Origin of the sequence: Anaeromyxobacter sp. SG64 (assembly GCF_022690745.1) — a bacterium.
Taxonomy (GTDB): Bacteria; Myxococcota; Myxococcia; order Myxococcales; family Anaeromyxobacteraceae; genus Anaeromyxobacter; species Anaeromyxobacter soli.
Map to the genome: position 1 here is coordinate 12,388 of NZ_JALCZB010000015.1, position 22,485 is coordinate 34,872.

At 73.4% G+C, this 22,485-nt stretch carries 20 protein-coding genes; 14 read left to right on the top strand and 6 right to left on the bottom strand.

Annotated elements, in window-relative coordinates:
* Window positions 1-37: 37 nt before the first annotated feature.
* Entirely contained in the window at window positions 38-796 is a 759-nt protein-coding gene (locus tag MNZ29_RS06860; RefSeq protein WP_242336809.1) for an SIMPL domain-containing protein, read from the top strand.
* A gap of 196 nt (window positions 797-992) precedes the next feature.
* Here MNZ29_RS06860 and MNZ29_RS06865 read toward each other — a convergent pair whose 3' ends face one another.
* Entirely contained in the window at window positions 993-1,553 is a 561-nt protein-coding gene (locus MNZ29_RS06865) for an HPP family protein (RefSeq protein ID WP_242336806.1), read from the bottom strand.
* Window positions 1,554-1,572: 19 nt separating this feature from the next.
* The gene (locus MNZ29_RS06870; protein WP_242354048.1) at window positions 1,573-2,973 is read right to left on the bottom strand and encodes a phosphoribosyltransferase family protein; all 1,401 of its coding nucleotides are present in this window, start codon (window positions 2,971-2,973) and stop codon (window positions 1,573-1,575) included.
* 417 nt (window positions 2,974-3,390) lie between these two features.
* On the opposite strand from MNZ29_RS06870, the gene MNZ29_RS06875 reads away from it, so the two are divergent.
* Window positions 3,391-3,732 (top strand): cupin domain-containing protein, encoded by a 342-nt coding sequence (locus MNZ29_RS06875; protein ID WP_242336800.1) that lies wholly within the window; start codon window positions 3,391-3,393, stop codon window positions 3,730-3,732.
* Between the two features lie 112 nt (window positions 3,733-3,844).
* Window positions 3,845-4,339: a CcdC family protein gene (locus MNZ29_RS06880; RefSeq protein ID WP_242336798.1), complete on the top strand. Its 495-nt coding sequence runs from the start codon at window positions 3,845-3,847 to the stop codon at window positions 4,337-4,339.
* Between the two features lie 37 nt (window positions 4,340-4,376).
* On the opposite strand, the gene can is transcribed toward MNZ29_RS06880, so the two are convergent.
* Together can and MNZ29_RS06890 are read right to left on the bottom strand one after the other, a co-directional pair.
* Window positions 4,377-5,006, bottom strand: coding sequence for a carbonate dehydratase (gene can, locus MNZ29_RS06885; RefSeq protein ID WP_242336795.1), 630 nt, complete (start codon window positions 5,004-5,006; stop codon window positions 4,377-4,379).
* 65 nt (window positions 5,007-5,071) lie between these two features.
* Complete coding sequence (locus MNZ29_RS06890; protein WP_242354050.1) at window positions 5,072-5,422, bottom strand: HPF/RaiA family ribosome-associated protein; 351 nt, start codon at window positions 5,420-5,422, stop codon at window positions 5,072-5,074.
* A gap of 261 nt (window positions 5,423-5,683) precedes the next feature.
* Here MNZ29_RS06890 and MNZ29_RS06895 point away from each other — a divergent pair, with 261 nt between their 5' ends.
* The 10 genes from MNZ29_RS06895 to MNZ29_RS06940 all read left to right on the top strand — a co-directional run bounded on the left by MNZ29_RS06895 (window position 5,684) and on the right by MNZ29_RS06940 (window position 19,539).
* On the top strand, window positions 5,684-7,003 hold the full coding sequence (locus MNZ29_RS06895) for a nitrogen regulation protein NR(II) (RefSeq protein WP_242336789.1): 1,320 nt from the start codon (window positions 5,684-5,686) through the stop codon (window positions 7,001-7,003).
* Window positions 6,978-8,378 carry a sigma-54 dependent transcriptional regulator gene (locus MNZ29_RS06900; RefSeq protein ID WP_242336786.1) on the top strand — a complete coding sequence of 467 codons (1,401 nt, stop codon included), beginning with the start codon at window positions 6,978-6,980 and terminating at the stop codon, window positions 8,376-8,378. The genes MNZ29_RS06895 and MNZ29_RS06900 overlap by 26 nt, the downstream gene beginning before the upstream one ends.
* 195 nt (window positions 8,379-8,573) lie before the next feature.
* Window positions 8,574-9,140, top strand: coding sequence for a hypothetical protein (locus MNZ29_RS06905; protein ID WP_242336782.1), 567 nt, complete (start codon window positions 8,574-8,576; stop codon window positions 9,138-9,140).
* A 378-nt stretch (window positions 9,141-9,518) separates the two neighbouring features.
* Window positions 9,519-10,139 (top strand): hypothetical protein, encoded by a 621-nt coding sequence (locus tag MNZ29_RS06910; RefSeq protein WP_242336779.1) that lies wholly within the window; start codon window positions 9,519-9,521, stop codon window positions 10,137-10,139.
* 215 nt (window positions 10,140-10,354) lie between these two features.
* On the top strand, window positions 10,355-11,659 hold the full coding sequence (locus MNZ29_RS06915) for a TolC family protein (protein WP_242336776.1): 1,305 nt from the start codon (window positions 10,355-10,357) through the stop codon (window positions 11,657-11,659).
* A gap of 167 nt (window positions 11,660-11,826) precedes the next feature.
* A complete protein-coding gene (locus tag MNZ29_RS06920) occupies window positions 11,827-12,960 on the top strand; it encodes an efflux RND transporter periplasmic adaptor subunit (RefSeq protein ID WP_242336773.1) in 1,134 nt (377 codons plus the stop codon).
* Between the two features lie 15 nt (window positions 12,961-12,975).
* The gene (locus MNZ29_RS06925; protein ID WP_242354052.1) at window positions 12,976-16,164 is read left to right on the top strand and encodes an efflux RND transporter permease subunit; all 3,189 of its coding nucleotides are present in this window, start codon (window positions 12,976-12,978) and stop codon (window positions 16,162-16,164) included.
* A 118-nt stretch (window positions 16,165-16,282) separates the two neighbouring features.
* Complete coding sequence (locus MNZ29_RS06930; protein ID WP_242336767.1) at window positions 16,283-17,275, top strand: HAMP domain-containing sensor histidine kinase; 993 nt, start codon at window positions 16,283-16,285, stop codon at window positions 17,273-17,275.
* Window positions 17,276-17,331: 56 nt separating this feature from the next.
* Entirely contained in the window at window positions 17,332-18,135 is an 804-nt protein-coding gene (locus tag MNZ29_RS06935) for a polyphosphate kinase 2 family protein (RefSeq protein ID WP_242336764.1), read from the top strand.
* Window positions 18,136-18,270: 135 nt separating this feature from the next.
* Window positions 18,271-19,539 carry an MFS transporter gene (locus MNZ29_RS06940; RefSeq protein WP_242336761.1) on the top strand — a complete coding sequence of 423 codons (1,269 nt, stop codon included), beginning with the start codon at window positions 18,271-18,273 and terminating at the stop codon, window positions 19,537-19,539.
* Here MNZ29_RS06940 and MNZ29_RS06945 read toward each other — a convergent pair.
* Window positions 19,497-21,170: an ATP-binding protein gene (locus MNZ29_RS06945; protein ID WP_242336758.1), complete on the bottom strand. Its 1,674-nt coding sequence runs from the start codon at window positions 21,168-21,170 to the stop codon at window positions 19,497-19,499. The two genes, MNZ29_RS06940 and MNZ29_RS06945, sit on opposite strands and share 43 nt — an antisense overlap.
* A gap of 145 nt (window positions 21,171-21,315) precedes the next feature.
* Window positions 21,316-21,792 (bottom strand): Lrp/AsnC family transcriptional regulator, encoded by a 477-nt coding sequence (locus tag MNZ29_RS06950; protein WP_242336755.1) that lies wholly within the window; start codon window positions 21,790-21,792, stop codon window positions 21,316-21,318.
* A 161-nt stretch (window positions 21,793-21,953) separates the two neighbouring features.
* On the opposite strand from MNZ29_RS06950, the gene MNZ29_RS06955 reads away from it, so the two are divergent.
* The gene (locus MNZ29_RS06955) at window positions 21,954-22,280 is read left to right on the top strand and encodes a DUF2917 domain-containing protein (protein ID WP_242336752.1); all 327 of its coding nucleotides are present in this window, start codon (window positions 21,954-21,956) and stop codon (window positions 22,278-22,280) included.
* Window positions 22,281-22,485 lie beyond the last annotated feature (205 nt).

The following is a 22,485-nucleotide window of genomic DNA, read 5'->3' on the forward strand; positions in this document are numbered from 1 at the left end:
GTCCTCGCGGGGCGGAGCCGAGGTATGTAACGCAGCCATGTCCACGACCCGCCCTCTCGCCCTCCTGCTGCTCGTTCCGCTCGGCTGCGCGACCCGCGCCGCCGCCGCTCAGGTCCCCGCGCCCGCCGCGCAGTCGGTGCTCGCCGCCTCGCCCGCCGTCGAGGTGCGGAGCCTCGACCGGACGCTCCGCGTGACGGGAGAGGGCAGGGTGAGGGTCCGGCCCGACGTCGCGGTGGTGCTCGCGGGGATCGAGGCGACCGGCAAGACCCTCGCGCCGACCGTCGCGGACGCCGCGGCGAAGATGCGGCGGATGATCGACGCGCTCGCGAAGGCCGGCGTCGCCGAGAAGGACGTCCAGACGACGCGCCACGACGTGCAGGTGGAGCGTCCGTGGGTGGACGGGAAGCCTCGGGACATCACCGGCTACACGGTGGTGGACGAGGTTCGCGTGACCGTGCGCGATCTCGCGAAGCTCGGCCAGATCCTGGAGCGCGTGGTCGCCGCAGGCTCGAACTCGCTGCGGGGTCTCACCTTCGAGCGCGACGATCCGGCCCCGCAGCGCCAGGAGGCGCTCGCGAACGCGGTCGCGGTCGCCCGGGCGAAGGCGGAGGCGATGGCGAAGGCGGCCGGGGTCTCGCTGGGCGCGGTGGTGGCGATCGAGGAGGGCGCCGCCGAACGGCCGATCCCGCTCGCGAAGTACCGGACGCAGGCGATGGTGGCGACGGACGGCGCGCCGGTCACGCCGGGCGAGCTCGAGATCGACGCGAGCGTGTCCGTGACGTACGCGATCCGCTGACCGGCGCCCGGGTCCGCGCCGGCAGCACGGCGTGGACCGTCGCGACCGCGACGAGCACGACGAACGAGACGACCGCGACCGTGGTCATGAGCAGCCCCCGTCGATGATCCAACCGCGGCGGGAGCCCTTGCGAAAGCCCTCGATCGAGGGGCAACGCGGTCGAGGCATCGTGTCGCAGGGGGTGTCCAGCGCGCCGTCAGCGGGTCGCGCGGCGGCGACCCCCGCGCGCGCCGGTCTGCCGCGACGGCGGCTTGCGCGCGGGCGGCTTCCGGGACGGTGCCCGGCGCCGGGGCGGCTCCGCTCGCTCCACCCCCCGGGTGGGCGCCGGAGGCGCCTCCCTGCGCAGGTACACGAGCAGGTCGAGGTAAGAGACGATCCCGACGAGCCGCTCTCCGTCCATGACCGGTAGCGCGCCGACGCGCTCGTCCGCGAGGATCTCGAGCGCGTCCCGCACCGTCGCCGTGCTCGGGATCGTGACCGGATCGGGGCGCAGCGTGCCCTCGACCTCCTCGGAGAGGAGGTCGAGCGCGGCGTCCGCGAAGCGCTCGAGCTCGGTCCCGAGCCGCGCGCGAAGGTCGCGCTCGGAGAGCATCCCGACCACCGACCCGTCCGCGTCGACCACCGGCAGGTGCCTGAACCCGCCCTGCACCATCGCGCCCGCTGCGTCCCCCAGCGAGTCCTCGGGGCCGACCGTCGCCGGCTGCGGGGTCATGACCCGGCGGATGGGGACGTCGAGGAACGGGACTGCCTTGCGCATGACGAGCCTCCTCCCACGTTCAGGCGAAAGGCGGCGGAGTGAGCGCCGCCGGCGCCGAGAAGGTCCGCTCGAACCAGCGCGCCGCGAGCCGGGCCACCGACTCGAGCGCGCCCGGCTCCTCGAACAGGTGGCTCGCGCCCGGCACCATCGTCAGCTCGGCTGAGCGGAGGTGCGGGAGCACGGAGCGGTTGAGCCGCAGCACGGTGGAGTCCCGGCCGCCGACCACGAGGAGCACCGGCGCCCGCACCCGCTCCAGCACCGCCGCGGGCACGAGATCGGGACGGCCTCCGCGCGACACGACCGCCCCGACGAGCTCGGGGAGCTCCGCGGCCGCAGCGAGGGCGGCGGCGGCGCCCGTGCTCGCGCCGAAGTAGCCGAGGCGCAGCCCGCGCACGCGGGGCAGGGCCGCGATCCAGCGCGTCGCGGAGACGACGCGGCCGGTGAGCAGCTCGATGTCGAACCGGAGCTCCGCCGTGACCTCGTCCTCGGCCGCCTCGGGCGGCGTGAGCAGATCGAAGAGGAGGGTGGCGAGGCCGGCGCGCCGCAGCGCGCGCGCGACGAGCTGGTTGCGGGGGCTCCGGCGCGTCGAGCCGCTCCCGTGGACGAACAGGACGAGCCCCAGGGCGCGATCGGGGACGGCGAGCTCCCCCTCCAGGACCCCCGGACCGCCGGCCGGGCCGTCGAAGGGGATCGACAGGATCTCGGCCTCGGAGCCCGGCGGATCGGCGCCCAAGGGCGCGGTCCACTCTCCATTCCAGAGCTCGCCGACCTCGCCCTCCGCCGGCTCGCCCCGGGCGCGCCGCAGGCTCTTCACCACCTGCTCGTCGGACACCTGGTCGAACCGCTCGTACCAGGCGCCCACCGCGTAGAACGGCTCGGGGAGCTCGAGGGCGATCACCTCGTCGAAGTCCGCGCGGAGCTCCGCCACCGAGGCCGCCGCGACGACCGGCGCAGCGAGCACCACGCGCGCGGCGCCCCGCTGCCTCGCGCCGCGGGCCGCGGCGCGGGCGGTGGCCCCGGTCGCGACGCCGTCGTCCACCACGATGACCGTGCGCCCCGCGACCTCCGCCGGCGGGCGATCGCCTCGGTAGCGCCGGACGCGCCGCGCGAGCTCGACGACCTCGCGCTCGGCGAGCTCGGCGGCGTCCGCCTCGGTGAGGCCCACCTCGCGAAGCGCGTCGCGGCGCACGAACACCGCGCCGCCCTCGGCGATGGCGCCGATGGCGTACTCCGGAGATCCCGGCGCGCCGATCTTGCGGACCACCACGACGTCGAGCGGCGCGTCGAGGGCGCGCGCCACCTCGAAGGCGACGGGCACGCCGCCCCGCGTGAGCCCGAGCACCACGGGCCGCTCCGCGCGGAGTCTCCCGAGCTCCTCCGCGAGCAGCCGTCCTGCCTGCTCCCTGTCCCGGAAGACCATGCGCGCCTCCTTCGCCTGACGCGCGCTCACGCGCGATCCACGCGCGGCGCCGCCGCCGGCGCTCTCGAGGGAACGCTACCGCCGGCGTCCAGCGCGCGGACGGGTCGGGCGGGGCGCGCTGTTCGGGTGGGGCCGCACCGCGCGTGCGTACGTACGCCCATGATCGCGCCCGGTGAGCCGCGGGCGCGGCGCGCGGAGAAGCGCCCACCCGCTCCGGGCCCTCGGCGATCGTCGAAGGCACGAGGCCGCCACCGGGGACGCGCCGGGTCGCTCGCTCGCCGGGACCCTCGGCGCCGCACCGCGACGCCGCACCGCGATGTCGGTACCGAAAGCGCGGTGACGCGGGCTCGTAGCCGACCACTGGCCTGATTTCACGGAGGTTTCGTGCTGGCAGGGCCTTCGCATTGGAGAGGGGGCATGAACGTCCTCAAGAATGAGCTGCCGCGCGCGAAGGCGGTCAGGCTGGAGCAGCAGGTGGAGTACGTGGCTGGCTCCGTGGTGAGCCGCACGCTCGCGAAGGCGCCGGGCGGCTCGCTCACGCTGTTCGCGTTCGACGCCGGGCAGGAGCTGTCGGAGCACACGGCGCCCTTCGACGCGTTCGTGCAGGTGCTCGACGGGGCGGTCGAGCTGACCATCGGCGGCGAGCGCGTGCCGGCGAGGGCGGGCGAGACGGTGCTCATGCCCGCGGGCGTGCCGCACGCGGTGAAGGCGACGGAGCGGTTCAAGATGCTCCTGTCGATGGTGCGCGAGCGCGGGTGAGCCTCCCGTCTCGCGGCGGGCCCGCGGCCGCCCGGCCGGTCGCGTCCGGCCGGCGACCCGCTGTATCCTCTCTCGCCAAGCGACGCGCCCCGTCCGGCGCAATGGAACCTCGATGCCTCTCGGCCACGTCCCCACCGCCGTCGTCGTCCTCGTCTCGCTCGCCGGCGCCGCGGTGATGATCGGCTGGCGGATGCGCGAGACGAGGAGCCCGATCTCCACCCGGAAGATCGTCATCCCTCCGCTCGGGATGAGCACCGGGTTCCTCATGTTCCTCGCGCCCGCCGCGCGGGTGCCGTGGAGCTACGCGAGCGCCGCGTTCGCTGCGGGGGCGCTCGTGTTCTCGTACCCGCTCTCCCGCACCTCCCGGCTCGTCCGCAGCGGCGACGCCGTCGTGATGCAGCGCTCGAGCGCGTTCCTCTGGATCCTGCTCGGGCTCGTCGCGGTGCGGTTCGTGCTCCGCGTCTACATCGAGCAGGTCGTGACGCAGGTGCAGACGGGCGCGCTCTTCTTCCTGCTCGCGTTCGGCATGATCGTGCGCTGGCGCGTCGCGATGCTCCTCGCGTACCGGCGCCTGCGCGCCGAGCCGGCGACGGCGGACGCCGCGTAGGCCTCAGGGCGCCTGCCCGCCCGGGCTCGGCCCTGCCTCAGCGGACCCGGAACATCGGCGGGATCTGCTCGGCCCGATCCACCGTGAGATCGAGGTCGCGCAGGAGGCCGTCCGCGAGATCGTAGATCCAGCCGTGCACGGTGAGCTCCTGGCCGCGCGTCCAGGCGCCCTGCACGATGGTGGTGTGGCAGACGTTCGCGACCTGCGCGGCGACGTTGAGCTCGCACAGGCGATCCTCGCGCGCGTCCGCGTCGGCGATGGCGTCGAGCTCCGCGCGGTTCACGAGGTAGACGTCGCGGATGTGCCGCAGCCAGTTGTCGATGAGGCCGAGCGGGGTGGCCTCCATGGCGGCCCTCACGCCGCCGCAGCCGTAGTGGCCGCACACGATGACGTGCCTCACGCCGAGGACCTCGATCCCGTACTGCAGGACCGAGAGGCAGTTCACGTCGGTGTGCACCACCACGTTCGCCACGTTGCGGTGCACGAAGATCTCGCCCGGCAGGCGTCCCACCACCTGATCGGGGGGTAGGCGGCTGTCGGAGCAGCCGATCCACAGGAGCTCCGGCTTCTGCGCGTGGACGAGCCGCTCGAAGAAGCCCGGCTCGCGCTCCCGCATCCTCGCCGCCCAGGCGCGGTTCGCCTCGAAGCACGACTGCAAGGTCTTCACCCGTTCTCCTCCTCCGGAGGGCGACCCCTCCCACGCGCGACGCGGGGGAGAGGTCGCCGCTGGGTTCACGCCGCGGATGGGCTCCGCGAGAGCGATCGCGCGAGCCACAGCAGCTCGAGCATCGTGGCCCGCTCCCGCTGCAGGGTACGCCCGACCGCGCGTCCGGCGCGATGTGCTGCGGCGCCGATCGCGGTGTACGCGTCCGAGTCGAGGGCGGTCGCGCGCACCGTGCGCGCCCCGCGCAGCCGGACTTCCACCCGGCAGGACTTGTCCTCGCCGCCCCTCGGCCCGTTCAGATCCCCGACCACGACCCGCACCCCGGCGATGCGCTGCTCGTACCGGTCGAGCGCGAACGAGAGCCGCCGCTCGATCGCGTCGCGCAGGCCGGGGGTGATGGAGAAACCACGCGTCCTCACGTCGATGTGCACGTCGTCACCTCCGTTCCCCTCCGAGCTCCGGTCTAGCGCCGTCGCGTCCCCGCGAAAATGACGTTATCTCGCCGCGTCGCCTCGGGTCCTTGAATGTGTCGCCTGGCTGCTCAGTTCTTGAGCGATCTGCGCGACCTGAAGAGATCCCCGTTGGGCAGGAGGCGGGTCGCGGGCGTGTTCCCCCGTTAAAGCGTGGGCATGGAGCGAACCCTGACGTCCGGCCCGGAACTTGCGGAAGGATCGAGCACGATGATCGGGTTCGCCCGCCTGCAGCCCCCCCTGGTGCCCCGGTCGGCCGGAGCGGTGCCGTCCGTGCACAGCGGCGTGCGCTGGCCGAGCGAGGACCTGCTCCCCGTCGTCTTCCACCTGATCGCCGTGGCGGCGCTGGCGGCGACCGGCTACCCCGCCGGCAGGATCGTGATCCTGGCCCTCGCCGCGGCGGTCCAGAAGGCTCACTACCTCACCTGGCGCAAGCGCGACATCAAGCTCTGCGTGAACGCCGACATCGACCAGCTCGCCTGGATCGTCGTCGCCGCCCAGGCCTGCTTCTTCCTCACCATGGGCGTGGCGGTGACCGTCACCGGCGGGATCCGCAGCCCGCTGCTCCTCACGATCATGGGGGCGTACGTCGCGGCCGTGGCGGCGGTCGGCGACCGCCGCCAGACGCGCCTGTTGCTCGGCGCGACCGCCCTCGAGGTGGGCGTCATCGCGCTCCTTCCGCGCTCCATCACCGGGCCGGAGGTCGCGGGTCCGGCCCACACCTTCCTCACGCTGGTGAGCGTCCTGGGCGTCGGCCTCCTGCTCGCGCCGGTCCACGCGCGGGCCCGCAAGCGACGCGACGCGTTCGCGCGGGCGCGCAAGGAGATGGCGGCCGACGCGCTCGCCCGCGCCCAGAGCCTCGAGCAGATCGGCTCGAAGGTGGCGCACGAGCTCAAGAACCCGCTCACCGGCGTGAAGGCGCTCGTCCAGCTCGGGCTGCGGAACCCGGCCGAGGCGCCGTCGCACGAGCGGCTGGAGGTGGTGGAGCGCGAGGTCACGCGGATGCAGGAGATCCTCCACAACTACCTGTCGTTCACGCGCCCGCTCCAGGCGGTCACGCCGCGGCGGGTGGAGCTCGGTCCGCTCGTCTCGGACGCGCTGGTCGTGCTCTCGGCGCGCGCCGACGAGGCGCGCGTGCGGCTGTACGCGCAGGGCGACGCGACGCTCGAGGCCGACCCGCGCCGGATCAAGGAGGCGCTCCTCAACCTCGTGGCGAACGCGATCGAGGCCACGCCGCCGGGCGGCGAGGTGGTGGTGGAGGTCCGGCCGGCGGGAGACGAGGCAGAGATCGTGATCCGCGACAACGGCCGGGGGATGCCGCCCGAAACGCTGAAGCACATCGGGACGCCGTTCTTCACCACGCGCGAGGACGGCACCGGCCTCGGCGTCGTGCTCGCCCGCTCGGTGATCGCGCAGCACGGAGGGTCGATGCGGTACGAGAGCGAGCCGGGCAAGGGAACCCGCGTCAAGGTCACCCTCCCGCGCGTGTCCACGGGGGCGTGCGATGCCGCGTGTCCTACTCGTCGATGACGAGCCGTCGGTGCGCGTCGCGCTGAGGGAGCTCGTCCAGGGACGCGGGTGGGAGCCGCTCGTCGCCCGCTCCGGCGCCGAGGCGCTCGAGCTCGTCGATCGCGCCGACGCGGTGGTGACCGACTTCTCCATGCCCGAGATGGACGGGATGGACCTCCTGCGCGCCGTCCGCGAGCGCGACGAGAGCCTCCCCGTGATCCTGCTCACGGCGCACGGCTCGGAGCGGCTCGCGGTGCGCGCCATCAAGGCGGGCGCGTACGAGTACGTCACGAAGCCGTTCGACGTGGACGAGATGCTCGTCGCGCTGGAGCGCGCCGTCGAGGCCCGCGGGCTGCGCCAGCGCAACCGCCAGCTCACCGCGGAGCACGCCATCGGGCGGCGCGTCGTCTGCGAGTCGGCGGAGATGCGGCACCTCCTCGACGCGACGTCGCGGGTGGCGGCGAAGGAGATCACCGTCCTCGTGCGTGGCGAGACCGGCACGGGCAAGGAGCTCATCGGATCGCTGCTGCACGCCCAGAGCCGGCGCGCGGACGGCCCTCTGGTCCGCTTCAACTGCAGCGCGATCCCGGCGGAGCTGGCTGAGGCGGAGCTCTTCGGCCACACGCGCGGCGCGTTCACCGGCGCCAACCAGGCCCGCCCCGGGTTCTTCGCCGAGGCGAACGGCGGCACGCTCGTCCTCGACGAGGTGGGCGAGCTCCCCCTCGCGATCCAGGCGAAGCTCCTGCGCGCCCTGCAGGACGGCGAGATCCAGCCGGTCGGCTCCGGGCGGGTCGAGAAGGTGGACGTGCGCATCGTCGCGTGCACGAACCGCGACCTCGCCGCCGAGGTCCGCGCCGGCCACTTCCGCGAGGACCTCTACTATCGGCTTGCCGTCGTCGAGCTCGTGGTCCCCCCGCTGCGCGATCGCCGGGAGGACATCCCGGCGCTCGCGCACGAGTTCGCGCACCGCTACGCGGAGCGCTTCGGGGCCGAGGAGGTCCGCCTCGCCCCCGCGCTCGTGGAGCGCCTGCGGGCCGCCGACTGGCCGGGGAACGTGCGCCAGCTCGAGAACGTGGTCGCGCGCATGGTGGCCCTGAGCGGCGGCGGCGAGCTCGAGCCGAGCGCGTTCACCGCGACCGTCTCGGCGGAGCCCGTCACGCCTCGGGACGGCGGCGTCCCCGCGGGCGACGGCGACGACGGCGATCCCGAGGGCGCCCGGACCCTGCGGGAGCAGCTCGACGCGCTGGAGCGCAACGTGATCGCCCGGACGATGACCGCCGTCCGCGGCAACCAGTCGGAGGCTGCTCGCCGGCTGGGCATCAGCCGCAACACGCTCACCGAGCGCCTCCGCCGCTACGAGATCGCCGCGGACTTCGGCGCCGGCGGCGCGGCCTGACGCCGCACCGCTCGCTCGAGCCGAGCCCGTCGCGAGCGGCGCGACGGCGTCGCCGGGGCGGGTGCTCAGGAAAGGAGCGATCTGCGCATCCGCCGCCGCTCGCGCCGGCGCCGCCGGCGCGAAGCTCGCAGCGCCGACGCGCCGCAGGGCGTGGCCCGCCACCTGCAATGCCGGACGCGGGAGAGGCGGTGACCCATGAACACGTATGCGATCCTGATGTTCCTCCACGTCCTCGCCGGAGTCGGCGTCTACGTCGCGCTCGGCATCGAGACCGTCGCGCTCGGCGGGCTCCGGCGGGCGGAGACTCCGGGTGAGGCCGGCGTCTGGCTCCGGCTGCACGCGCTGCCCGGGCGCCTCCTCCCCGGCGCGATGCTCGTGGCGCTCGCCTCCGGAGCCTGGATGATGGCGACGACCTGGGGCCACCGGCCGTGGATCCTCGCCGCCTTCATCGGCATGGTCGGGATGGGGATCGCGGGCGGCGGCGTGAGCGGGCGCGCGATGCGGCGGCTCCGGGCGGCGCTCGCGACGGAGGACGGCGCGGTGCTCTCGCCCGCGTTCCGGGCGGGCCAGGGGAGCGCCGCGCTGACGGGGTCACTCCGGGTGAGGATCGCGATCGGGCTGGGGATCCTGGCGCTCATGACGCTCAAGCCGGAGGCCGCCGGCTCGGCGCTCGTCCTGACGGCGTCGGTGGTGGCCGGGCTCGCCGCCAGCCTCGTGCACCCCGGGCGCAGCGCGCGCCTCGCGGGCAGCGGCGCGGGATAGCGCCGCCGAGCGCGCCGCTCGCCGGACGCGCCCACCCGAGCGCGCTCCACTGCAGGCGCTCCACCGCGCGAACGCCGCCCGCGACTCACGGGCGGCGTTCGCGCGCGTGCGCTCGGATCCGACGCATCGACCCTGCGCCGCGCCTCGCGCGCCGTGCGGCGGCGCCGGGACCGCGCGAGCGTGCGTGCTCAGGGCTTGAGCGATCTGCGCGCCGAGCCGCGCGGCCTGTGGGGATCGCGAACGGCGCGGAGCGGGAAACCTCGCATTTCCCGCGGGTGTATGGCGTGGCCCGCGAACTGCAACCGCGTCTCGGCGTCGGCAACGCCGACGCCTCAACGCAGGACCGCACCGGCGCTCGCCGGAGAAGGAAGATGAGAGATGCGTGCTGAGAGATCGAGGTTCGCGTTCGTCGCGGCGCTCTTCGTGGTCGCCGCGCCGGGTATCGGGAGCGCCCAGGGCTGGCGCGCCGCGGGGGCCGACGGGCTCCTGACGCCGCTGGGCGAGTACGTGCTCTTCGGAGGCGGGGTGACCGACTTCAAGGAGAGCGCGGTGAAGGATCGCTTCGACGTCGGCGGGACGTGGGACGCCCGGCTCGGGATCGGCAGCCGCTCCTTCGTCGGCGCCGAGCTGGCCTACGTCGGCTCCGCCCTCAACGCCAAGGGATCGGGCTCCGATCTCCTGACGAACGGCGCCGAGGCCGTGCTGCGGCTCCAGTACCCGTATGCCACGGGCGCCTGGCTCGTCGAGCCCTTCGCCTTCGGTGGCATCGGCTGGAGCCACCTCTCGCTCCGGGACGCCGCGCCCGGCGTGAAGGACTCGGACGAGATCGGCGTCGTCCCGTTCGGCGGAGGGGTCACCGTGGGCTACGACCGCTTCCTCCTCGACGCGCGGTTCACCTACCGCACGAGCTTCAACGAGGATCTCCCGCTCGCGACGGGCCAGGCGCCGGCGAGCATGGAGCGGTGGTCGGTCGGCGCGTCGGTCGGGTACGAGTTCTGACGCGAGCGGCGCCGCGGACCGCGCGCGACGCGCGCCCCGCGGACCGAGGAGGGCCTCCGGCCCGATCGCCGGGGCCCTCCTCGTCTTCATGGAACTTCAACTCACGGAAGCGCGCGCGACACGGTGGTGCCGCAGCTTCCGCCGGCGAGCGTCGCGAGAGCGCGACGGCGCGCGGGGAACGCTGCGACGCGGAAGGTCGCGAGGGAGGAGTCGTCATGCAGGCGAAGGTCTTGCTCGCGGCGCTCTGGCTGGGAGTGGCCGGGCGCGCGAGCGCGCTGCAGCCGCTCGAGGAGTTCCTGCGCGGTGCGCGGAGCGCGAGCCCCGACAACGCGGAGGCCCGCGCGGCGCGCAGGCAGCTCGACGCCGACGCCGACGCCGAGCTCGGCCGTGCCCTGCCGCGCCTGTCGCTGCAGGGGCAGTACACCCGCAACCAGTTCGAGACGACCCTGGAGCTCCCGGGGGCGGCGGGCGGGCCCCCGGCGCGCGTCACGATCACGCCGAAGGATCAGCTCGACGGCGCCGCCACGCTGGACGTTCCGCTCGTCGACCTCGCGCGGTTCGCCCGCATCGGCGCGGCCCGCACGGGCGCCCGCGCCTCGGGGACGCAGGCGGCCGCGACGGAGCTCCGCGTCCAGGCCCTCGTGTCACAGGAGTACTTCCAGCTCCTGGCGAACCGCGCGCTCGTCGGCGCGTCGCGCAAGGCGCTCGAGGTGGCGAGGGCGAGCCTCTCCATCGCCGACGAGCGCCACCAGGCCGGCTCCACCGGGCTCCTCGACGTGGATCGGGCGCGGGGCGAGGTCGAGCGCAACGTGCAGCAGCTCGCGAGCGCGGAGCTCCAGGTCGCGCTCTCGGCGCGCGCCCTCCAGTCGCTGACCGGGATCGCGCCGGAGCTCGACGGCGATCGTCCGCTCACCGACGACCTGCACGAGGAGCCGCCGCTCGAGCGCTTCCAGCCGCCGGACGAGAAGCTCCCCGCGCTCGCCGCGGCCATGGAGGGCCGCGAGGCCGCGGAGCAGCAGGCGAGGGCGCAGCGGCTCACGCTCGCCCCCAGCCTGGGCGCGAGCCTGACGGAGCGCGTGACCAGCGCGGAGGGCCTCGCGGGCCGGGACGCCTCCTGGCAGGCCGTGGTCGGCCTGAGCTGGTCGCTCGATCTCACCACCTTCGCCGGCATCCGCGCGCAGGACGCGGCGGCGGACGTCGCGCGAGCGCGCGAGCAGCGGGCGAGGCTCGCGGCGCACGACGACATCCACCGCGCCTGGAGCACCGTGCGGAGCCAGATCGCCCGGAGCCGCTCCGCCCGTGTCCAGTCGGAGGTCAGCGCGCGCGCCTCCGAGCTCGCGCTGGAGCGGTACCGGGCCGGCGCCGCGACCCAGATCGATCTCCTCCAGGCGCAGCGCGACGCCTTCGGCGCCGACGCGGCGCGCATCCAGGCGGACGCCGACCTCGTGAACGCGCGCGCGCAGCTGCGGCTCGCGGCGGGCGAGAGCCTCCTCGAGCCGCCGGGGGGGGGAGCGCCATGATCGGCAGCCCCCGTCGCGGCAGGGGGTGCTCACGGCTTGAGCGATCCGCTCAGCACCCCCCTGCCCCGCCACGCCTCGAGCCGCGCCGTTTTGCTGACAGAGCGCATCCGTCGTCTGGCCCAGCGTCTGCAGTTTCCCGTGGTTTCCGAATCCCGTCGGGGGCGTCCATGAAGAGCAAGAAGCAGTGGGTCGTGGTCATCGTCGGTCTGCTGGCGGTCGTCGGCATCCTCGTCGGGGTGAAGGCCGGCCAGATCGTCACCATGGTGCGGGCGGGCGAGTCCTTCGTGCCGCCGCCGGAGGCCGTCACCTCGGCCAAGGTCGAGGCGACGCAGTGGGAGGCGACGCGGGCGGCGATCGGATCGCTCGTGGCGGTCCGCGGCGTGATGCTCTCCGCGGAGCTGCCGGGCGCGGTCCGGGACATCACGTTCGAGTCCGGCTCCTCGGTGAAGCGCGGCGCCGTGCTCGTGAAGCTCGACACCTCCGCGGAGGAGGCGCAACTCGCCTCGGCGGTGGCGGAGGCGTCGCTCGCGAAGGTCAACCTCGAGCGGGCGAAGCGGCTGCGTCAGGGCGAGGCCAACGCCCAGGCCGATCTCGACACCGCAGAGGCGCGCGCGAAGCAGGCCGACGCGACGGTCGCGAACCTGCGCGCGACGATCGCCAAGAAGACCATCCGCGCCCCGTTCGACGGGCGCGTCGCCATCCGCCAGGTCGAGCTGGGCCAGGTCGTCGCGCCCGGGACCCCCATCGCGTCGCTCCAGTCCGTGAGCCCGATCTACGCGGACTTCTGGCTGCCCCAGCAGGCGCTCGCCGAGCTGAAGGCCGGCGAGCGGGCGCGCCTCGTCGTCGACGCGTTCCGCAACGCTACGTGGGACGGGGAGATCACCACCATCAACCCCGAGGTCGACCCGGCCACGCGCAACGTCCGGGTGCGGGCGACGTTCGAGAACGCGGACGGGCGGCTGCGCCCCGGGATGTTCGCGAACGTGCAGGTGCTCTCCTCGGAGAAGCGCAGCGTGCTCGTCGTCCCCGCGACGGCGGTCATCTTCGCGCCCTACGGCGACTCGGTCTACGCCATCGAGGAGAAGAAGGACGCCGCGGGGAGGACGACCACCGTCGCCCGCCAGAAGTTCGTCCGTACCGGGGAGCGGCGCGGAGACGTCGTCGCCGTCGCGGAGGGGCTGAAGGCTGGCGAGGCCGTCGTGAGCAGCGGCGCGTTCAAGCTGCGCAACGGCGCCTCGGTCGCCGTGAACAACGCCCTCGCGCCCGACGCGCAGCTCTCACCCAAGCCGACCGAAGAGTGAGCCGGAGGCCACCACATGAAGTTCACGGATCTCTTCATCCGCCGCCCCGTCATCGCGATCGTCGTCAGCCTCGTCATCGTCATCGCGGGGGTCCAGGCCATCCGGACGATCAACGCCCGCCAGTACCCGCGCAGCGAGAACGCGCAGATCATCGTCACGACGAACTACGTCGGGGCGAGCGCCTCGCTCGTGCGCGGGTTCATCACCACGCCGCTCGAGCGCGTCATCGCGGCGGCGGACGGCATCGACTACATCGAGTCCGAGAGCAAGCAGAACGTCTCCATCATCCGGGCGCGCCTGCGCCTCAACTACGACGCGACCAAGGCGCTCGCCGAGATCGGCGCGAAGGTGGACCAGGTGCGCGGCGATCTCCCGCCCGAGGCGGAGGTCCCCATCATCACCATCGAGTCCGCCGACAGCGCGCTCGCCTCGGCGTACCTCTCCTTCTCCTCGAAGGCGCTCAAGCAGAACGAGATCACCGACTACCTCGTCCGCGTCGTCCAGCCGCGGCTCTCGGCGATCGAGGGCGTGCAGCGCGCCGACATCCTGGGCGCCCGCACCTTCGCGATGCGCATCTGGCTCAAGCCCGACCGCATGGCGGCCCTGAACGTCAGCCCGGCCCAGATCCGGGAGGCGCTCTCCCGGAACAACTACCAGGCCGCGGTGGGCCAGACGAAGGGCTCGCTCGTCCAGGTCAACCTCACCGCCAACACGGACCTCCGCTCGCCCCGCGAGTTCCAGCAGCTCCCCATCCGCGAGCAGCAGGGCGGCGCCGTCGTCCGGCTCGGTGACGTCGCCGACGTGGTGCTCGGCGCGGAGGACTACGACGCGCTCACCAACTTCAGCGGGCAGACGGCCGTCTTCATCGGCGTCTGGGCCCTGCCGAACGCGAACTCGCTCGACGTGATCAAGCGGGTCCGCGTGGAGCTCGACTCGCTGCAGAAGGAGATCCCGGACCAGATCCAGGCCCGCGTCGCCTTCGACGCCACCACCTACGTCCGGGACGCCATCAGCGAGGTGGAGCGGACGCTCGCCGAGACCCTGCTCATCGTCGTCATCGTCATCTTCCTGTTCCTCGGCTCGCTGCGCTCGGTCCTCGTGCCCGTCGTCGCGATCCCCGTGTCGCTCATCGGGGCGGTGTTCCTGATGCAGGTCTTCGGGTTCACCCTGAACCTCCTCACGCTGCTCGCCATCGTCCTCTCGGTGGGGCTCGTGGTGGACGACGCCATCGTGGTCGTCGAGAACGTCGAGCGACACCTGCGCGACGGGATGAGTCCCGTCGACGCGGCGCTCCGCGGCGCGCGGGAGCTCGTCGGGCCCATCATCGCGATGACCATCACCCTCGCCGCGGTGTACACGCCGATCGCCTTCCAGGGCGGGCTCACGGGCGCCCTGTTCCGGGAGTTCGCGCTCACGCTCGCGGGCGCGGTGGCCATCTCGGGCGTCGTGGCGCTGACGCTCTCGCCGGTGATGTCCGCGTACCTGCTCCGCGGCGGCGGTGAGGAGCGCGGGCTCGCGGGGCGCATCAACCGGGGCTTCGATCGCCTGAAGGCGATCTACGCCCGTCACCTCGCGCTGGCGCTGCGGTCGCGCGGCTCCATCTACACCGCGTGGATCGTGGTGAGCCTGCTCGCGCTCGCGATGTTCACGCAGGCGCCCAAGGAGCTCGCCCCGACGGAGGACCAGGGCTACATCTTCGGCGTCGTCAACACGCCCGCGAACTCGACGCTCGACCAGCTCGTGCCCTCGGTGCACAAGGTGAACGAGAGCGTGATGGCGTTCCCGGAGTCGCAGTTCACGTTCCAGGTCACGTTCCCGAACAACGGGTTCTGGGGCGCGGTCTTCAAGCCGTGGGAGGAGCGGGGGCGGTCGGCCTTCGAGCTCCTCCCGCAGATCCAGGCGAAGGTCGCCGCGATCCCCGGCATCCAGGCGTTCCCGATCCTGCCGCCCGCGCTCCCCGGCGGCGGCCAGTTCCCGGTCGAGTTCATCATCGCCTCGACCGCGGAGAGCTCCGAGATCCTGGACTTCGCGAAGAAGCTCCAGGAGAAGGCGACGGCGAGCGGGATGTTCGCGTTCCCGCCGCTCATCGACGTGAAGATCGACCAGCCCTCGACCGAGATCGAGCTCGATCGGAACAAGGTGGCGGAGCTGGGGCTCGATCTCCAGACGGTCGGGCGCGATCTCGCCTCCGCGGTCGGCGGGAACTACGTGAACCGCTTCAGCATCGACGGCCGCAGCTACAAGGTGATACCCCAGATCCTGCGCTCCGAGCGGCTGAACCCGGAGCAGCTGAAGGACGTGTACGTCACCGGGCCGGGCGGGCAGCTCGTCTCGCTCGCCTCCATCGCCACCCTGCGGGACTCGGTCACGCCGCGGTCGCTCAACCGCTTCCAGCAGCTCAACGCCGTGAAGATCAGCGGCGTCGCGATCCGCCCCCTCGACCAGGCGCTCGCGTACCTCGAGGGGGAGGCCGCGAAGATCCTCCCGGCGAACTACAAGCTCGACTACACGGGCGAGTCTCGCCAGCTGCGGACGGAGGGCAACAAGTTCCTGCCCGCGTTCCTCCTCGCGGTGGTGCTGATCTTCCTCGTGCTCGCCGCGCAGTTCAACAGCTTCCGGGACCCGTTCGTCATCCTGGCGGGCTCCGTGCCGCTCGGCATGTTCGGCGCGCTCGTCATGATGTTCCTCAAGATGCCGAACCCGACCCTCCGGTTCTTCACCGACGGGTGGACGACGACGCTCAACGTCTACTCGCAGGTCGGCCTCGTGACGCTCGTCGGGCTCGTCGCGAAGAACGGCATCCTCATCGTGGAGTTCGCGAACAAGCTGCAGGAGCAGGGGCTCTCGAAGCTGGAGGCCGTCCAGAGCGCCGCCGTCACGCGGCTGCGGCCCATCCTCATGACGAGCGTGGCGACGGTCTTCGGCCACTTCCCCCTCACGCTCGTGAGCGGGCCGGGCGCCGAGGCGCGCAACAGCATCGGCCTGGTGCTCGTCGCGGGGATGACCATCGGCACGGCGTTCACGCTCTTCTTCGTGCCCGCCATCTACCTCCTCATCGCCCGGGACCACCGCGCCGAGGGGCGGGCCACCGCCCCGAGCGTGCTCGAGCCGGAGCCGGTGCCCGCGACGACGGGGGGCGGTCCGCTCCGCGCCGCGTACCAGGGGGCGGAGGGCGGTCCGGAGAGACCGGAGCCCGGGTTCTAGACGGGGCCGCGCATCGGTGCCCGCCCCGCGCGCAAGACCGCGCGGTGCGGGCCACCGGTGCGCGGCGAATGATCCGTCCCGCCGCAGGAGAGCGGTCAGAGGCGAAAGGAAGCACACCATGGCCAGGACGGAGCGTTCGACCCGGAAGCCCTCCCCCCGCGAGAGCTGGGACCTCGCGGAGAACGCGACCCTGAGGCTGCCGCGCCGCCGCGTCGCGTCGGTCGTGCGCGCCGAGCGCGGGACGGTGCTCGTCACGCGCAACGGCGATCGCGAGGATCACGTGCTCGAGGCCGGCGACGAGCTGGTCCTGCCGCGCGGCGGGCTCGCGGTCGCGTGGGCGTTCACCGACGCGACCCTCTCCGTGCGCGACGGGCTCCGGATCCTCGCGCGCGGGGGCGCCGAGCCGGCCTCCGAGGCGGAGGCCCCGGGCGCGAGCGTGGACGCGCTCGGCGTCGAGGTGGCGCACGAGCTCAAGAACCCGCTCGCCGGCGTGAAGGCGCTCGTGCAGCTCGGGCTGCGCAACCCGGCCGAGGCCCCCGCGCACGAGCGCCTCGTGCTCATCGAGCGCGAGGTCGCGCGGATGCAGGAGATCCTGCGGCGCTACCTCTCGTCGACGCGGCTCCGCGAGGGCGGGAGGGCGCCGCGGCTCGCGCTCGCGCCGCTCGTCGCCGACGCGCTGCTCGCGCTCTCGGCGATCGCGGGCGAGGCGCGGGTCCGGCTGGTCGCGCGCGGGGACGCCACGGTCGAGGGCGATCCGCGCCGGCTCAGGGAGGCGCTCCTCAACCTCGTCGCGAACGCGATCGAGGCGACCCCGCCGGGCGGAGCGGTGACGGTCGAGGTGCGCGAGAGCGGCGACGGGGCGCAGCTCCTGGTGAGCGACACGGGCCGCGGGATGTCCTCCGAGACCCTGGCGCGCCTCGGCACGCCGTTCTTCACCACCCGCGAGGACGGCACCGGGCTCGGCGTGGTGCTGGCGCGCGCGGTCATCGCGGATCACGGCGGGTCGCTGCAGTACGAGAGCGTGCCGGGGAAGGGGACCACGGTCAGGGCCATCCTGCCCGGTCGGGTCGCCTCGGGCGCGAGCGCGGCGGAGCTCTCGCGGTCCGCGTGAGCGCGGGCAAGGCGGATCGCGCGTGCTAGGCTCGTCGGAGCTCTCCGAGGGTTCCGATGGCCCACCCGTCCCTGTCCCGCCTCCTCGCGAAGGACGCGTTCCCCAAGGTCTCGTCCAAGGACGCCTACGAGCGCCAGGTGGAGGAGCTGCAGCGCCGCATGCTCCTCGTCCAGCAGGGCATGTTCCACACCGGCCGGCGCGCCATCATCGCGGTCGAGGGCTTCGACGCGGCCGGGAAGGGCGGCGCGATCCGGCGGCTCACCGAGGCGGTCGATCCGCGCGGCGTCCGCGTCGTGCCCATCGGTCCGCCGGCTGCGGACGAGCAGGGCAGGCACTGGCTGTACCGCTTCTGGCGCGACCTGCCGCTCCCGGGGACGCTCACCGTGTTCGACCGCACCTGGTACGGCCGGGTGCTGGTCGAGCGCGTGGACGGGCTCGCGAAGAAGTCCGAGTGGAAGCGCGCCTACCGCGAGATCAACGAGTTCGAGCGCACGCTCGTCGACGACGGGATCGACGTGGTCAAGATCTTCCTCGGCATCAGCAAGGCCGAGCAGCTCCGCCGGTTCGAGGAGCGGCTGAAGGATCCCTACAAGCAGTGGAAGCTCGCGGACGCCGACGTGCGCGCCCGCAAGCGCTGGGATTCGTACGTGGACGCGGTGGACGACATGTTCGAGCGCACGGACACGGCCAGGGCGCGTTGGCACCTCGTCCCGGCGGACCGCAAGTGGTACGCGCGCGAGCGGGTGCTGCGCATCGTCACCGAGCGGCTCGCCCGGCACGCGGAGTGGATGGAGGCGCGCGTCCACGAGAAGGCCCAGGCGCGCCGCCTCGAGAAGGAGCTGAAGAAGCTCAAGGCCTGAGCGGATCGCTCGGCGTCTCGGCGCAGCGCCCACGGCTCGAAGGGGAGGGGCGAGCGCGAAGCCCGCGCCCACGGCGGGTCCGGCCCCGAGGCGCGACGTGCGCTCCCTGGCGCGAGGGCTGCAACGGTGATCCCCATGCGGAAACGGATCACCGAGCGCCGGCTCCTCCTCCTGATCGGCGCGGTTCAGTTCGTCAACGTCCTCGACTTCATGATGGTGATGCCGCTCGGCCCCGACTTCGCGCGGGCCCTCGGCATCCCGAACGCGCGGCTCGGCCTGGTCGGCGCGAGCTACACGGCCGCGGCCGCGCTCAGCGGGGTGCTGGGCGCCCTGATCCTCGATCGCTTCGACCGGCGCAAGGCGCTCGGCGTCGTGCTCGGCGGGCTCGTGGTGGGCACGGCGGCCGGCGCGTTCGCCACGAGCCTCTCGTCGATGCTGGGGGCGAGGATCCTCGCGGGCGCCTTCGGCGGGCCGGCGACGTCGCTGTCGCTGGCGATCATCTCGGACGTGGTGCCGGCCGAGCGTCGCGGACGCGCCATGGGGGCGGTCATGGGGGCCTTCGCGCTGGCCTCCGTGCTGGGCGTCCCGGCGGGCCTCGAGCTCGCGCGGCTGGGCGGATGGAGGATGCCGTTCTTCGCCGTGGCGGCGCTCGGGGCGGTGCTCGCCGCGACTGCGGTCACCCTCCTGCCACCTCTCCGGCGGCACCTCGGCCTGCGCCCGGAGCCCGGCTCGAGCACGGGCGCGCTCCTGCGCCGTCCCGCGGTCGCGCTCGCGCTCGGCGCGACGGCCGCGGTCATGACGGCGCAGTTCGCGCTCGTCCCGAACATCGCGGCCTACTGGCAGTACAACCTCGGCTACCCGCGGGAGCACCTGGGCCTGCTCTTCGTCGCGGGGGGCGCGGTGAGCTTCGCGGTGATGCGGCTCTCCGGCCGCCTCGCCGACCGCTTCGGCGCGGCGGTCACCGCGGCAGGAGGGACAGCCGTCTTCGTCGCGGTGGTGCTCGCCGCCTTCGTCTTCCCGTCCCGGGCGCCGCCGGCGCTCGCCCTGTTCGTGGCCTTCATGGCCGCGAGCAGCTTCCGGATGGTGCCGATGCAGGCCCTCGCGAGCCAGGTGCCCGCGCCCCAGGAGCGCGCCCGCTTCATGTCGGCGCAGTCGGTCGTCCAGCACCTGGGGTCGGCCACGGGCGCGCTCCTCGCGGCGGGCGTGCTCGAGCAGCTGCCCGGCGGCAGGCTCGCGGGGATGGATCGCGCGGCGTGGTTCGCCGTGGCGCTGGCCGCCGCGGCCCCAGCACTCCTGTGGCGCCTCGAGCGGCGGGTCCGTCCCCGCGAGCGAAGGACCCCGGTGCCCGCGACGCTCGCCCCTCACGCGCCCGCGGCTGCGCCCTCGTCCCAGGCTTCCCGGTGACGCCCCGCAGCGGCGGCTCCGCTCGCCCGCGGGAGACGGACCGTGAACCGCGTCCCGCGCTCGGGCGTGGACTCCACCTGGACCGCGCCGCCGTGCGCGGTCACGATCTGGCTCACGATGTAGAGCCCGAGGCCCAGCCCCCGCGTCTGGGAGGCGCGCCGGGGCGAGCCGCGGCAGAAGGGCTCGAACAGCACGGCCATGAGCTCCGGCGGGATGACCGGTCCCTGGTTCAGCACCTCGAGGACCACCTCCTCGTCGCCGCCGCCGACCGAGAGGCGCACCGAGCCGTGCCTCGCGCCATGCTCGAGCGCGTTCGCCACGAGGTTCGACACGACCTGCGCCATCCGCCCCGGATCCCAGGTGCCGCGCCCGTCTCCTTCCAGCGCGAGCTCGATCGCCCGCTCCGGCTGGGCGGCCCGGAGCTCGCCCACGACCGCGCGACACAGCGCGTGCAGGTCCGTCGGCTCGGGGGCGATCGGCAGCCCGTCCTTGAAGCGGCTGTGGGTGAAGTCGAGCAACGTCCCGATGAGCTCGAGCATCCGCGCGCCCGCGCGATCGATCTCGCCGATGCTCTCGCGCACGTTCTCGGCGAGGTCCTCGCGGCGGAGGAGGAGCGAGGCGAGCGCCCGCACCGCGCCGAGCGGGCTCCGCAGGTCGTGGCCGAGGATGCCGATCATCTGCTCGCGGAAGACGAGCGCCCGCGCCAATTGCTCCTGCGCGCGCTGCTGCTCGGTGATGTCCTTCGCCGCGCCGGTGATGCCGACGATCGCGCCGGAGCCGTCGCGCAGCGGCTCCTCCGACACCAGCATGTGATGGACCTGCCCTCGACGGTCCGAGACCTGCAGCTCCTCCTGGATCCGCGCTCCGGTCCTGAGCACGAGGTGGTCGAGGGCGTCCATCCGCGCCGCCTCGTCCGGCGCGATCAGCTCGGCGTTGGTGCGCCCCAGCATCTCCGCGGCGGGGTAGCCGAAGGGCGGGTTGTACAGCCAGCGGTAGCGCAGCCCGAGGTCCCGCTCGAAGAGGGTGATGTCGGAGTGGGCGAGCGCGACGCGGATCCGCTCCTCGGTCTGCCTGAGCCGCTGGTGCACCCGCGCGTTCTCGACGACCTGCGCGGCGCGCCGCACCAGCTCCTCGGCGAGCGCGACGTCCTCCTGTCCGTACCGCCGCCCCGACTCGGAGGTCGTGAGGAAGGTCATGGTCGCGAGCGAGCTCGAGAGCGTGACCGGCACCACGAGCACCGAGCGAACCCCGAGCTGCAGGGCGAGCGCGAGGTACTCGCCCTCGGTCTCCGCGCGGAGCGTGTCGTCGCCGTAGTCCGGGACGAGCACGGGGCGTCCCGACTGCAGCGCCCGCGAGGCCGGGAGCCTCCGCCGGGCGGAGTGATCGAGCGGGAAGCCGCGCAGCGCGGCGGCGAGCGGCGCGCGGCTGGGATCGCGGTGAGCGACCTCCATCCGGCGGACCTCGCCGTCCTCGACGAAGTCGACGATGCACCAGTCGGCGAGCTCCGGGATCGACAGCCGCGCGACCGCGGAGAGCACCTCCTCGTAGTCGAGGGTCGCGGCGAGCGCGCCCACCTTCGAGAGGAGGGACAGCCGTGCGACGAACTTGCAGCTCTGGTCGCCAACCTCCAACGCTCTGCTCCCCGATCGGTGGTGCGCCGGCACCACGGCGCGGCGCTGAGATAGCGGCGCGCGCGCCTCGTCTCCAGTCGACTCGAGAAGAAGGCCCGGGCGGGCGCGCCCGCGAGCCCCAGAAGTCTCGCGGGGCGCCGGCTCCTCAGGGGATCGGCAGGGCGAAACTGGATTTCGTCGTGGAGAGGATCACGTCGCTCGCGTAGCTCTTGATGTTGTGCTCGGCGGCGACGACCGTGCGGGCGAAGCGCTGGTAGTCCTCGATCGAGGTGGCGCAGACGAGCAGGACGAAGTCCACGTCACCCGTGACCGTCCAGCACTGCAGCACCTCCGGCAAGTCCCGGACCTTCTTCTCGAAAGCGGCGAGCAGGTCCTCGCGGGGACGCTCGAGCGCGATGCGCATCAGGACGAAGACGCTGTACCCGAGCGCGGCGGGATCGACCAGGGAGACGTCCCCTTTGATGACGCCCTGCTCGCGGAGCCGCCGGCAGCGCGCGAGGCAGGCGGGCGGCGACAGTCCGATCTTCCCCGCCAGCTCCTGATTGGAAATTCGGTTGTTCACCTGGAGAAACTTCAGGATCTTCAGGTCGATCTCGTCGAGATTCCAGGGGGTTCGGGCCATCGCTTTCCATTCTAGCCGGGCCGAGGCGTCTATGCCTAACCAGCTTCCGTGGACGCGTTGTCGCAGGCTCATTCCGGAAGGTTTCGACCCCTCACAACCGAATGGCATTCCCTTCATGACCGGTCGCATCATCGCCTCGGCTCTTGCGGAGGAGACGAGCGATGAAGGCTGCACGGGCGACGGCGATGGCGCGACTGAACCCGCGGCTCTGGGACTGGACGTGGGGGCGAGCGTGGGAGCAGCAGGACTCCGCGCGCAGCACCCGCGCGCCGCTCGAGCTGAGGCTCGAGCTCACCGACGCGAGGAGCGTGCGCGTCGGATCGGCCCCCGTGGCGATCACCTGCCTCGAGGGTGAGCTGCTCGTCACCTGCGAGGGCGATCTCGAGGACCACGTCGTCGTTCGCGGCGAGACGTACGTCACGCGCCGGCGCGGGCACCATGTCGTCTCGGCGCTTCGCCCGAGCCGCGCGCGCGTCGCCCGGCGGTAGCGCCCGCCGGCCCCTGCACGGCCGGCCGGGAGTACGCCGGTCCACGAACGCCTCGTCTCTCTCGGGACGGGTCCGGAATCTCCGTCGCGAGGCGCGGCTCGAAGCAGGCATGAAGAGCGGGATGACGACGTCGAGCACCGATCACGCTGCTCCGCGCGCGGAGCAGCTCGGCGAGGCGGAGCGGCTCCTCGTCGTGGACGTGCCC

What these genes read in the sequence shown, in the direction of transcription:
- MNZ29_RS06860 (WP_242336809.1), top strand. Translation starts at nt 38, where the DNA reads ATGTCCACGACCCGCCCTCTCGCCCTCCTGCTGCTCGTTCCGCTCGGC.
- MNZ29_RS06865 (WP_242336806.1), bottom strand. Translation starts at nt 1,553, where the DNA reads ATGCGCAAGGCAGTCCCGTTCCTCGACGTCCCCATCCGCCGGGTCATG.
- MNZ29_RS06870 (WP_242354048.1), bottom strand. Translation starts at nt 2,973, where the DNA reads ATGGTCTTCCGGGACAGGGAGCAGGCAGGACGGCTGCTCGCGGAGGAG.
- MNZ29_RS06875 (WP_242336800.1), top strand. Translation starts at nt 3,391, where the DNA reads ATGAACGTCCTCAAGAATGAGCTGCCGCGCGCGAAGGCGGTCAGGCTG.
- MNZ29_RS06880 (WP_242336798.1), top strand. Translation starts at nt 3,845, where the DNA reads ATGCCTCTCGGCCACGTCCCCACCGCCGTCGTCGTCCTCGTCTCGCTC.
- MNZ29_RS06895 (WP_242336789.1), top strand. Translation starts at nt 5,684, where the DNA reads ATGATCGGGTTCGCCCGCCTGCAGCCCCCCCTGGTGCCCCGGTCGGCC.
- MNZ29_RS06900 (WP_242336786.1), top strand. Translation starts at nt 6,978, where the DNA reads ATGCCGCGTGTCCTACTCGTCGATGACGAGCCGTCGGTGCGCGTCGCG.
- MNZ29_RS06905 (WP_242336782.1), top strand. Translation starts at nt 8,574, where the DNA reads ATGAACACGTATGCGATCCTGATGTTCCTCCACGTCCTCGCCGGAGTC.
- MNZ29_RS06910 (WP_242336779.1), top strand. Translation starts at nt 9,519, where the DNA reads ATGCGTGCTGAGAGATCGAGGTTCGCGTTCGTCGCGGCGCTCTTCGTG.
- MNZ29_RS06915 (WP_242336776.1), top strand. Translation starts at nt 10,355, where the DNA reads ATGCAGGCGAAGGTCTTGCTCGCGGCGCTCTGGCTGGGAGTGGCCGGG.
- MNZ29_RS06920 (WP_242336773.1), top strand. Translation starts at nt 11,827, where the DNA reads ATGAAGAGCAAGAAGCAGTGGGTCGTGGTCATCGTCGGTCTGCTGGCG.
- MNZ29_RS06925 (WP_242354052.1), top strand. Translation starts at nt 12,976, where the DNA reads ATGAAGTTCACGGATCTCTTCATCCGCCGCCCCGTCATCGCGATCGTC.
- MNZ29_RS06930 (WP_242336767.1), top strand. Translation starts at nt 16,283, where the DNA reads ATGGCCAGGACGGAGCGTTCGACCCGGAAGCCCTCCCCCCGCGAGAGC.
- MNZ29_RS06935 (WP_242336764.1), top strand. Translation starts at nt 17,332, where the DNA reads ATGGCCCACCCGTCCCTGTCCCGCCTCCTCGCGAAGGACGCGTTCCCC.
- MNZ29_RS06940 (WP_242336761.1), top strand. Translation starts at nt 18,271, where the DNA reads ATGCGGAAACGGATCACCGAGCGCCGGCTCCTCCTCCTGATCGGCGCG.
- MNZ29_RS06950 (WP_242336755.1), bottom strand. Translation starts at nt 21,792, where the DNA reads ATGGCCCGAACCCCCTGGAATCTCGACGAGATCGACCTGAAGATCCTG.
- MNZ29_RS06955 (WP_242336752.1), top strand. Translation starts at nt 21,954, where the DNA reads ATGAAGGCTGCACGGGCGACGGCGATGGCGCGACTGAACCCGCGGCTC.